General features: G+C 55.5%; 9 protein-coding genes. 5 read left to right on the top strand and 4 right to left on the bottom strand.

Annotated features, from left to right (window positions below):
• The 3 genes from ABF463_RS11850 to ABF463_RS11840 all read left to right on the top strand — a co-directional run.
• Positions 1-1,767 (top strand): [Fe-Fe] hydrogenase large subunit C-terminal domain-containing protein (locus ABF463_RS11850; protein WP_415533850.1); only part of this gene is annotated, 1,767 nt, incomplete at its 5' end.
• Positions 1,751-2,419, top strand: a complete 669-nt coding sequence (locus ABF463_RS11845; protein ID WP_415533849.1) for a SpoIIE family protein phosphatase — start codon at positions 1,751-1,753, stop codon at positions 2,417-2,419. The genes ABF463_RS11850 and ABF463_RS11845, both read left to right, overlap by 17 nt.
• A 2-nt stretch (positions 2,420-2,421) precedes the next feature.
• Positions 2,422-3,969 (top strand): hypothetical protein, encoded by a 1,548-nt coding sequence (locus tag ABF463_RS11840; protein WP_415533848.1) that lies wholly within the window; start codon positions 2,422-2,424, stop codon positions 3,967-3,969.
• A gap of 206 nt (positions 3,970-4,175) precedes the next feature.
• On the opposite strand, the gene ABF463_RS11835 is transcribed toward ABF463_RS11840, so the two are convergent.
• Genes ABF463_RS11835 through ABF463_RS11825 form a run of 3 tightly spaced genes read right to left on the bottom strand, consistent with a single transcriptional unit; the run spans position 4,176 to position 6,984 of the window.
• Positions 4,176-5,342 carry an ABC transporter permease gene (locus ABF463_RS11835; protein WP_415533847.1) on the bottom strand — a complete coding sequence of 389 codons (1,167 nt, stop codon included), beginning with the start codon at positions 5,340-5,342 and terminating at the stop codon, positions 4,176-4,178.
• Complete coding sequence (locus ABF463_RS11830; protein WP_415533846.1) at positions 5,339-6,025, bottom strand: ABC transporter ATP-binding protein; 687 nt, start codon at positions 6,023-6,025, stop codon at positions 5,339-5,341. The genes ABF463_RS11835 and ABF463_RS11830 overlap by 4 nt, the downstream gene beginning before the upstream one ends.
• Complete coding sequence (locus tag ABF463_RS11825; RefSeq protein ID WP_415533845.1) at positions 6,022-6,984, bottom strand: efflux RND transporter periplasmic adaptor subunit; 963 nt, start codon at positions 6,982-6,984, stop codon at positions 6,022-6,024. The genes ABF463_RS11830 and ABF463_RS11825 overlap by 4 nt, the downstream gene beginning before the upstream one ends.
• Before the next feature lie 345 nt (positions 6,985-7,329).
• On the opposite strand from ABF463_RS11825, the gene ABF463_RS11820 reads away from it, so the two are divergent.
• On the top strand, positions 7,330-7,824 hold the full coding sequence (locus ABF463_RS11820; RefSeq protein ID WP_415533844.1) for a substrate-binding domain-containing protein: 495 nt from the start codon (positions 7,330-7,332) through the stop codon (positions 7,822-7,824).
• Positions 7,825-7,835: 11 nt separating this feature from the next.
• On the opposite strand, the gene ABF463_RS11815 is transcribed toward ABF463_RS11820, so the two are convergent.
• The gene (locus ABF463_RS11815) at positions 7,836-8,759 is read right to left on the bottom strand and encodes a diacylglycerol/lipid kinase family protein (RefSeq protein ID WP_415533843.1); all 924 of its coding nucleotides are present in this window, start codon (positions 8,757-8,759) and stop codon (positions 7,836-7,838) included.
• A gap of 398 nt (positions 8,760-9,157) precedes the next feature.
• Between ABF463_RS11815 and ABF463_RS11810 the strand changes: the two genes are divergently transcribed.
• Complete coding sequence (locus ABF463_RS11810; protein ID WP_415533842.1) at positions 9,158-10,660, top strand: B12-binding domain-containing radical SAM protein; 1,503 nt, start codon at positions 9,158-9,160, stop codon at positions 10,658-10,660.
• Positions 10,661-10,787 lie beyond the last annotated feature (127 nt).

The raw sequence follows: 10,787 nt of genomic DNA, 5'->3' as shown, positions 1-10,787 counted from the left end.
ATATTTAGCTGGCTTATGGTTGTCCGGCTGGAGGAACATGCACAAATGAACACGATCATGGGATTGAGCAGGGCGAGTTGTAAGGGCTGCTATAAATGCATTCGTTCGTGCCCCGTCAAATCGCTTTCCTGCCGGGACGAGCAGGTGCGGGTGGTAGACGGGGAATGTATCTACTGCGGACGTTGTTTGTTGATTTGCCCCCAAAATGCCAAGTATATCCGCAATGATCTGGAAAAAGTGCAGGACGCAATTGCCGCCGGAGAAAAGGTATATGCTTCGGTGGACCCCTCTTGTCTGGCGGCCTTTCCAGGGACGGATATGGGCAAAATAGCCGCGGCATTGGGCGCGCTGGGGTTTGTCCATGCCGAACCCGTCACAGTGGGCGCGGCACAGGTGACGCGCGCATATGACGATGCTTCCGTATCGTGGCAGGCGCCCAATCTCATCACCACCGCTTGCCCGTCGATCTATCTGTTGGTACAGCGGCATTATCCCCAGTTGGTGGAGCAGCTTGCGCCAACGGTCAGTTTCGCCGCTGCGCACGCGCGCATTATCCGGCAGATCTACGGTCCGCGCGCACGGGTGGTTTCCATCGGCCCCTGCATTGCCCAGAAATACGATGCGCACGATGCGGAAAACGGGAATGCGCTTTTTGCCGCGCTTACGTTCCGCGAACTGGCGGCGTGGTTCAAATCGGCAGGCGTTTCCCCACAGACTATGAAGGGCAGACCGGTTGGAACCATGGCGGAGGAGTATTATGCCCGTCCGGGCGGAGTTATCCACCATCTGGCTAAAGAGACGCGCCGGAAATGGGAGTGCGTGGCAGTGGATGGGGTGAGCCGCTGCGCCGAGGTGCTGGATTCCATCTGTCGGGATAACCTTTCCGGTTATTTGCTGGAGCTGACCGCCTGTGCGGGCGGATGCCTCGGCGGGCCGATCCTGCGGATGATGAATGTCCCCTATTTGACTGCCAAAGACGCGTTGGTGCATACTACGCGCCCTGCGCCCACCGGGCCCCGCCTGCTGACACAGGGCGTGGAGGCCAATCTGGGCCGGTCTTTTCGGAAACTGGCCCCGCGCCGGTCGGCCATCAATGAGGAAGAGATTGCCGCCGTACTTGCCCGGATGGGTAAAACTTCCGTCAAGCAGGAACTGAACTGTGGCTGCTGCGGATATAGCACCTGCCGTGAAAAGGCCATAGCGGTCATCCATGGAAAAGCGGATGTCAGCATGTGTGTCCCCTATATGCGGGAACTGGCGGAAAGCATGTCCGCCACGGTCGTGGAGAATATTCCCACAGGCGTACTCATCCTCAATGAAAGGTTGCAGATTGAGCACATCAACCCCGCCGCCGTAACACTGCTCCATGTAAAGGGCGAAGTCTGCGGGAAATCGGTGGGCGCGTTGCTGCCAAACAACGACTTTTATCAAGTCTTGAATACAGGTGAGAACATTCTGCATCACAAGGTGCGGTACGAGAATCCGGAGATTGTGGTTTCGCAGTCTGTGGTGTGTGTGCAAAGCGCGCAGACGGTGATTGTGCTGCTCGATGACATCACACACGGTGAACTGGAGAGCGAGAAGCACCGCCGTATGACGGAAGAAACGGCACAATTCGCACGTGAAGTGGTGGATAAGCAGATGCGCGTGGTGCAGCAGATTGCCGGGTTGTTGGGTGAGACGGCTACGGAAACCAAACTTGCGCTTTCAAAACTGACCAGCACGTTGGTAGAACAGGCGGGTGACGGGCATGACGGCCAACGTTGACGCATACGCCCAGTGCAGCGCGCGCTTTGGGGAAAACCAAAGCGGCGATGCGGCGCGCCTGTTCTATGGCGAGGATGCCGTGACGGCTGTGCTGGTGGGCGGCGATGGCGAAGCAATGCATGCGTGCGTGCTTGCGGGGATGGTCGCCAGTATGCTGGGTTCGGCGTTATCCCACCCGGTCGCGGTGGATGAAGCGGTGGCAACGGTGGTGGACATGCTGCCCAAGGGCGGCAGTACGGCGTCGGTGCTGTTTACGGTTGCGCAGATACGGGCGGACGGCGCCGCCTATTTGGCGCGGCTTTCCATGCCCTCTATTGTGTTTCTGAGGCGTGGGCGTGTTTTGCCATTTTCTGCCGAGACGCATCGCTGCGGGTCTTATGTTTTCGAGGAGACGAGGATGCGGCTCAAGCCCCGCGATACGTTAATCTGCTTCGGGAATGGAGTGGCACAGGCGGGGGATGGCGTGCCCTATGCGCCAGATTGGAGCGGGACATTGTTGCCCGCCTATCTGGAGATGGCTTACACGCCGTCGGTACCCGCGCGCAAGATTGGGGAACTGCTCTTGAGTGTCAGCAACTCACTTTGTGGAGACAAACCGCAAAACGATCTTTCAGTGGCAGTGCTTCGTTACAGACCCGTGCAGGAGGTCTGAACATGCCATGCTTCAAGACGCTTTCGTTACAGATTCACGCGCCCGGGCAACAGAAGCAGGCTTTGATGGACGCCGCCATGCTGTCGTATACGCGCGCGTTGGAGCAGCTGCTTCGGCAATGTAAAGAACCGGCGCTTGCGCTGGCACGGGCGGGCGGGCGCGTGACGCGCGCGCAAGTGCAGGCGCTGGCAGATTCAAAGATGCTGCGGGCGCTGAACGTATACGATGTGCAGCCGTTTAAGGATGCGCTGAAACAGGATTTTTCCACGATGCTCCTCGGCTTTATCGCGCGTTGGCAGAAGACAGGCGGGCATGTGGGATATCCGTGTGTGCGGTTGGAACCGGATGAAGCCGAAATGCATATCCAGGCACTGTTGGAGAGATATGACGGCGGTCGCCTGTCTTCCGCCGAAGCGCACGGACAACTTGCCGCTTGCTTGTCCCACAGCGGGCGGGTACATCCTCTATATTTTGGCCGCTATGCCGCACACCGGGACTATTGTCTGCTGTATGATCCCCAGACGGATCGCTTTTATGCCAAAATGTATCTCCTTAATGCGCGTAATTGTCTGCCCGCACCGCCTGTGCAACGGGTGCTGCATGTGGTGGCGGCCGGCTTGCCGCCTGCGCATGAGACTGGCGTGAGCCGACGATTCATTGTGGTGCCGCTGTCGTTTGGGAAAGAGCAGCAGGCAGTGCTTCGGCAGGCGCTGGATCGTCCGCAGATTCTGCGCACGGCAAGACTGGTGCGGCGGGGTGACGCCTACAGCTTGGTACTGAGTGTGGAAGTGTACTGTACGGCCTGTGTGGTGCCGCAGACCACCATGGGCGTGGCGCGCACGGTTGGCGGTTTAACCTGCACGGTATGTGACAAACATGGAGAAGTGACCCAAAATATGTTGCTGGCTCCCGTTCCCGGCAGACAAGCGCAGATGTTGTTCAGTTTTGCAAAAACGATCACCGCGCGTGCGCTGGAGGCGCGTGCGCAGGTGATATTGGAGGCGAACGGCGGCCGGGGCGACGGCGTCGCTCTCCCCAAAGACGAGCATGCGCGGGCGTCGGTCTTTTCCGGGTGGGATTATGCGCGGCTGGGAAAGATTCTGCGTTACAAATTGTTGGAGGCGGGGCTGCCGCCCCCCGCGTTTGTCAGCGGCGGCGGCTTGAATAGCACCTGTCCCCGCTGCGGGGCAGTCACGCGCCGCAATCGACTTACGCCCCTGTTGTTTGCCTGCGTGTCCTGCGGGTATGCCGCACCGTTCCAGTTTATCGGCAGCCGCAATTTGGCAGTAAAACTGCAAAAATACGCCGGCAACAAGGTGCCTGTGTATGTGCGGGAAGAAAACGGCGTCCGGCATTTTTTCAACGAGATATTGGGGTTTTCCTGCACATTGTCTGCGGGCATTGGCGACGCGCATGTCTTTTATGAACTGAGCCTGATGGCAAAAGGACAGCAGGACACATGGTGCGATGGGAAGAAATATGCCATGCTCTGCAAATTGCGTGCAGCAGAAAACATACGTGACGCGGTGCGTTGGGTGCCGGTCAAATGACCGCTGAATGATCCATCTTTTTACAGGGTGCTTTAGCTGCCGCATCATGCGGCTGGACGTGCGGCGCAGTCCCGCGTTCGGCTGTGCAATCCGCTGAGCGGACGGGCATTCCGCCTGGAAAGTGCAGCTATTTATATAAAGAGCCGTCTCCCTTTTGTGGAGACGGCTCTTTTGTGTTGGATCGCTATCTGTTTTCGGCAATGTGTTTACTCGTAGCGGAGGGCGTCGATGGGGCGCATCTTGGAAGCCTTGTTGGCGGGATACAGTCCGAAGATGACGCCGACCGAAACAGCAAATGCCAACGCAAGCGCTGCTACGCCGGGCGATACGCTCATGGGGACACTCATGGCTTTGCCCACAATAATGGTGCCGATATCACCTAAGATCAGCCCGATGATGCCGCCTGTCAGCGAAATCAGCATGGATTCGATGAGGAATTGGACGAGGATACTGCCGCGCCCCGCACCGATGGCCTTGCGGATGCCAATTTCGCGTGTGCGCTCGGTAACGGAAACAAGCATGATGTTCATGATGCCGATACCGCCCACCAGCAGGGAGATGCCCGCGAGAGCCCCCAGCATGGCCGTGAGCGTGCCGGTGATGGTGCCCAATGTGGAAAGCAGATCACTTTGGCTGAAAATGGTGTAGTTATCTGTGCTTTTTGTTTTGTGGAACAGGAAGGTTTCCAGTGTGTTGATGCCCTGTTGCACACTGTCGCTGTTTTGCGAAGAAGCATAGATCTGCATGATTTGTGTCTGATGAAGCATACGCTGCGCGGTACTCACGGGGATGATGATGCGGTTATCGTTTGAACCCATCACAGAGCTGCCTTTGTGTGTCAGCACACCTATGATCTGGAATGACCGTCCGGCGACCTGCACAGTTTGTCCCACGACTGCCCGACCGCCAAACAGTGAGTCGGCCACATCGGTGCCGATTACAGCGACAGAGCTGCGGTTGTCGACATCCGTTTGTGCGAGGAAGCGGCCGGACTGCACCGTAAGGTCGCGAATGCCGTCATAGCCTGGCGTGGTGCCTTCGATTGTGGTGTTGATGGTGCGCGTGCCTGATTTTGCCACATATTGCGTAGAGACCAGGGGCGCTACCAGAGCCAGCCCTCCGGTGTTCCGCAGGTTTTCCACGTCGGCGAGCGATATGTACACCGGCTTGGAGTCGGTGACGGCGGCTGTCAGCATGTTGGAACCCAGCCCCTGTATTTGTCCGGTGATCTGTGCGGTCGCGCCCTGCCCGATGGAAACCAGCATGGTCACGGCCAATACACCGATGATGATACCCAGCATGGTGAGGAAAGAGCGCATCTTGTTGGAAAACACCGAGAGCCACGCCATTTTGAGTGCCTGTGAAAAATTCATGCCGCACCCCCGTCCCGCTCGTCGGATGTGATCTGCCCATCGGCGATCCGCACGCGGCGCGACGCTTCGCCCGCCACTTTGGAATCATGCGTAATGAGGACAATGGTGTTGCCTGCCTTATGCAGTTCGTGCAGGATGACCATGACTTCTTTGCCGGATTTGGAATCCAGATTGCCGGTGGGTTCGTCTGCCAGGATGATGGATGGCCGCGCCGCAAATGCGCGGGCAATGGCCACGCGCTGCTGCTGCCCGCCGCTTAGTTCTTTGGGCTTGTGGTGGACACGTTCCGCAAGACCGACCCGCTCGAGTGATTCCAGGGCGCGCTGACGCCGTTCTTTGGCGGGTACGCCTTGGTAAACCATCGGCAGCTCCACATTTTCCAGTGCGGAAAGTTTCTGCAATAGGTTAAACTGCTGGAATATAAAACCGATTTTGCGGCTGCGGATGCGGCTGAGATTTTTTTCATTGACTTGAGTCATATCCACCCCATCCAAAAAATAGGTACCCTCGTCGGGGGTGTCCAGACAGCCGAGGATGTTCATCAGCGTGGATTTTCCGCTGCCGGAAGGGCCGATGATGGCGGTGAATTCTCCGTCTGCGATGGAGAGTGATACGCCGCCGAGAGCAGCCACGCTGGTGTCCCCCATCTTATAGATCTTTTTGACGTTATTCAATTCGATCAAGACGCCTTCCCCCCTGAAGCGGTCGATGCGGTGGACGATGTGCCGGAAGAGGATTGGTTGTTGTTATTGTTGCGATTGATGCCGTTGAGGCTGGTGCCGTTGGTAGGCGCAAGGCTGGGAAGCACCACAACGTCCCCTTCGTTCACGCCGGAGGTGATCTCCGCCTGTGTGTCGCCAATGAGCCCCGCGGTTACTTTGACCTGTGTGTCCTTTGTTGTTTTGCCGGAAGTGGTGCGCACGGTGAGGTAGCGGTCGGCTCCCTTGGTTTGGAGCGCTTCCACCGGCACGAGCAGCGTGTTCTGATTGTCGCCGGTGTGGATGTCGGCGCTCGCACTCATGTTCGACATCAGGCCGGTAGGATCGGAAACGCTGATGGTGACGCTGAAAGTGGTCACGCCGTTTGCAGGCACGCCCACCTGAGAAATTTTCTGCACGGTACCGGAAAAAACTTTCCCGCTTAGGGCATCCACGCTTACGTCAGCGGTTTGACCGGTTTTCACACCGGCGATATCCAGCTCGTCCACGTCTACGGAGGCGTTAAAGCTGTTTATGCTCTGCACCTGGCAAACCGTTAGCCCTGTCTGTACCGCTGCGCCGACCGTCAACTGCGAAAGCGCCACTGCGCCGTCCATGGGAGCAGTAATATCGGTCTTGTAGTTGGTTCCGGTTGCGGTCACTTCGGCGATGTTGTCGCCGTCTTTGACCGTATCACCGTTTTGCTTGAAAATCTGCGTGATTTTGCCGGTCGCGCCACTGCTGACCGCTTCCACAGAGGTTGGTTGAATGGTTCCGGTGCCATGCACGGTTACACTGATGGCGCCGCGCGTCACCTTGGCGGTGCGTGTTTGCGTGGTACCGTTGGTTTTTCTGGCGCTGCAGCCACTGAGAATAGCCGCGAGTGCCGCGCCGGCCAACAGGATTGCGGCAATGCGCAGATGTTTTGTGTGCTGTTTTTTCATGCAGAGACTCCTTTTTTGTTCGGCTTTTCCTATTAATCAGGCGTTTTTTATTCTTCTTCTCCAGACACATCGGCCGGGTATGGAAAATCTGCGGACAAATTGCCCGCGTTGCCCTGTGCCGCGTGTTATGCTATACTGTCCTCATATTCAGTGCTTGGATATACTAGAACATGGGCAGTATTTATTTAGTCAGCCTAATTATATACCTAAAACCGACGCAGAAAAAGGCACAATATATACAAAGGCTCCGCACTGTATGTGTGGAAATTTTGATGGTTTTGTAAAAGCCGGACAGTTATAAAATAATCTCATCACCCGTATAGGGTACACAGACGGAGGAATCGGATGAAATCATGGTGCAGATGGGTGCTTTATACCCTGTTGGCTGCTCTGGCGTTGTCGGTCACAGGCTGTGTGACCATCAAGCGCGAGAAGCAGGTTACGGTATTTGCGGACACGTCTTTGAAATCCGTGCTCAATTCGGCGGCGACGGCGCTGCAAAAAGAGGACGGTTTAACGCTGCATATCCGGTATGCGGACACCGATACACTGGAAAGGGCGGTTGACACCGGCGCGCGCGTCGATCTGCTGGTGCTGGGCGGAAAATCAGCCACGCCGCGCGGCAGTTATACATTCGGCTCCCCCGCCGTGCGCGCGTTGATGGCCTCACGCAAAGTCGATAATTACGCAAATATTGCTGTTGGCGCGGATGGGAACGCCTATTCCATTGCCAAACCGCTTTCCAGCAAAAACTATGCCTCCGCCCAGACGGTCGTGGACTTTTTGCTGTCGAAAAAAGGTGTGCATTTGCTGGAGGCGAATGGATTTATACTGGAGTGACCACGGTTTGACTAAGCATTGCTTTGGGCCCGGTTGGAGACAAAGGATAATGCGCGGGGGAGGTTGCGTATCCTGACCGAGCGGCATTTTCCGCCGTTTTCACCGTCCACTGTCCAGGCGGTTTCCTCCGCAAATTGGAAATCTATCGTGCGCACATGCCGAAAGATAACAAAATGTCCGTCCGATTTGCGGAGGATGAGGTTAGACGCGATCTGTAAGAATTCCAGCGGGTTTTTAGGACAGCGGATGAGGATGAGTTCAAATGCCCCGTCGTCCAAATGGACGTCTTCGGGCTTAAATTGGAAGATGCCCGACAAAGAGTAGGCATTGCTCACACTGCCGAATAAAAAGTGCCCTTTATCATGCAGACCATCCGTGTCCAGTTGCAGGGTGTAGGGCCGGAGTTCCGGCAGACATCGCAGGATTTGAAGCAGGTACGCCAAGTAGCCGAACCGGTTTTTCAGCCATTGCGGCGTGGTATAGGGGATGCTGGTGAATGCGCCAAACGAGGCGACATAGGAAAAAAAACGATTCTCGTTGAATGAACCGATATCCTGTGCGGCGATGTGCCCGCTCATAGCCACCAGCGCAGCTTTTTGCACATTACCGGGCAGACGGAGCGCACGCGCCATGTCGTTTGTGGTGCCTGCCGGTAAATATCCCAATGGGATGCGTATATCCGCGCGCAGCAGACCGTTTACGACCTCGTGCAAGGTTCCATCCCCGCCACAGCAGACAACCAAGTCGCATCCGGGTGCCAGCTGTTCGGCGAATTTTGCCGCGTCGCCGGGCTTGCCGGTGACATGTGCGTTCACGCGGTATCCGTTTTGCTCAAAAAGAGACACAATCTGATCCAAGTGGGTTGATGCACGCCGTTTTCCGGCGGTCGGATTGAGGATAAACAGGGCGTTTTTCATTTCATGCTTTAATGTCAAGGGGGCTTCACCTCTTCCCGGCGGACGTTTTCTTATTTATAGTTTGGCTGAAAAGCTTACATCCATGCGGGTACAATAGAAAAAATAGGAAATTACGTTTTCCGCCTTTTGCTCCTATAGTATAGCAGGTCGTGTATGGGGGGACAAGACACGCTTTTGGCGGAGATGCCGTTGCATATGGGACGAGAAAATTGGGAATTTACGGATATCATCTTGCATTCCATCAAGCGGTTGGATATAATATGTACATAGAATGCTTGCGTGTGGTCTGGGGTGCGCTACAAAAGTCGCCGCCTGTCTTGTACATAAGACGACAGGGCAAGGGGCGTGTAGCATATCCGTTTTGGCCCATCGTTACCTGTGAAGTATGGCTGCTTGGCGGCTCGCATGGAGGAATTATGAATATCTTGTTCGTGTACCCCGAATATCCGGTGACCTATTGGGGCTTTCAATATGCACTGCGTTTTGTGGCGAAAAAGGCGGCATTTCCGCCGCTGGGTCTTATGACAATCGCTTCCATGATGCCCAGTGAGACTTACCAAAAAAAATTGATTGATATGAACGTGCAGCGCCTGCGTGACGCGGATTTGCGCTGGGCGGACCTGGTGCTTATCAGCGCCATGGTGGTGCAGCGTGATTCGGTGAAAGAGGTTATTGCCCGCTGCAAACGGTTGGGCGTGAAGACAGCTGCGGGCGGCCCGCTGTTCACGGCCGAAAAAGAAGATTATGACGATGTCGATTATTTAGTGCTGGGCGAAGGTGAAATCACCATGCCGGCATTTCTGGCGGACTATGAGGCGGGACATGCCAAGCACCTTTACCTGCCCGACCATTTTCCAGATATGTCCGAGACACCGATCCCCCAATGGGATCTGATCAATGTGAAGAAATATGCGTCCATGAATATCCAGTATTCACGCGGATGCCCGTTTGACTGCGAGTTCTGCGACATTACCTCCCTGTACGGCAGGGCGCCGCGCACCAAGAGTGCAGAGCAGGTGGTGGCGGAATTGCAGGCACTCTATGAGACCGGGTGGAGAAACGGCGTATTTTTTGTCGACGACAATTTTATTGGACTAAAGACCAAGGTGGTCACGGAAATCCTGCCTGCCATTACCAAATGGATGGACGCACATGAGCGGCCGTTCCAATTCATTACCGAGGTTTCCATCAACATTGCGGATGATGAGCCGCTGATGAACGACTTGGTGCACGCTGGTTTCCATCAGGTGTTCATCGGTATTGAGACACCGGATGAGACAAGCCTGGCGGAATGTAACAAGAACCAGAACAAAAACCGCAATCTGCTCGACTGTGTCCAGAAGATTCAACGCTTTGGGCTGGAGGTGCAGGGTGGTTTCATTGTTGGTTTCGATAGTGATACCAGCTCCATTTTCGACCGCATGGTCAAATTCATTCAGGAAAGCGGTATCACTACAGCGATGGTCGGATTGCTGAATGCACCGAAAGGCACCAAACTATACCAACGCATGGTGCGTGAAGGGCGTATGACGGACGAGTTTTCAGGGAACAACACCGATTTTTCTCTCAATTTCAAGCCCAAAATGGATCGGCACATGTTGGTGGAAGGGTACCAGAAGATCATTTCTACCATTTATTCCCCCAAATATTATTACGAACGTGTCAAGGGTTTTCTGAGTAGATATGCACCGGGCAAGAAAGCCAGTGAAAGAATCAGCGCGACCAACGTTGTTGCGTTCCTTCGTTCGGTAATCCGTCTTGGCATTTTTGGGAAGGAGCGCCGGTATTACTGGAGTCTTCTGTTCTGGGCACTTCGTGAGCGGCCGGAAATGTTCCCCTCGGCAGTTCGGCTTTCTATTTACGGGTTCCATTTCCGCAAAGTGTTTCAGCAGTCCCTCACAGTACCGCAAGGTTCTTGACAGATAATTGCAGCAAAGCGTCCGTGCGTTCCAAATTGGGACACCCCGCCCCCCCAGTCTTATACACCAACCCGCGCCCCCCCAGAACAGAGGCGGCAACGATGGGGCGCTCAGGGTTGATAAAAAA

It is taken from the genome of Ethanoligenens sp. (assembly GCF_047718355.1).
Lineage (GTDB): Bacteria > Bacillota > Clostridia > Oscillospirales > Ethanoligenentaceae > Ethanoligenens.
This window is presented reverse-complemented; position numbering and strand designations above follow the sequence as displayed.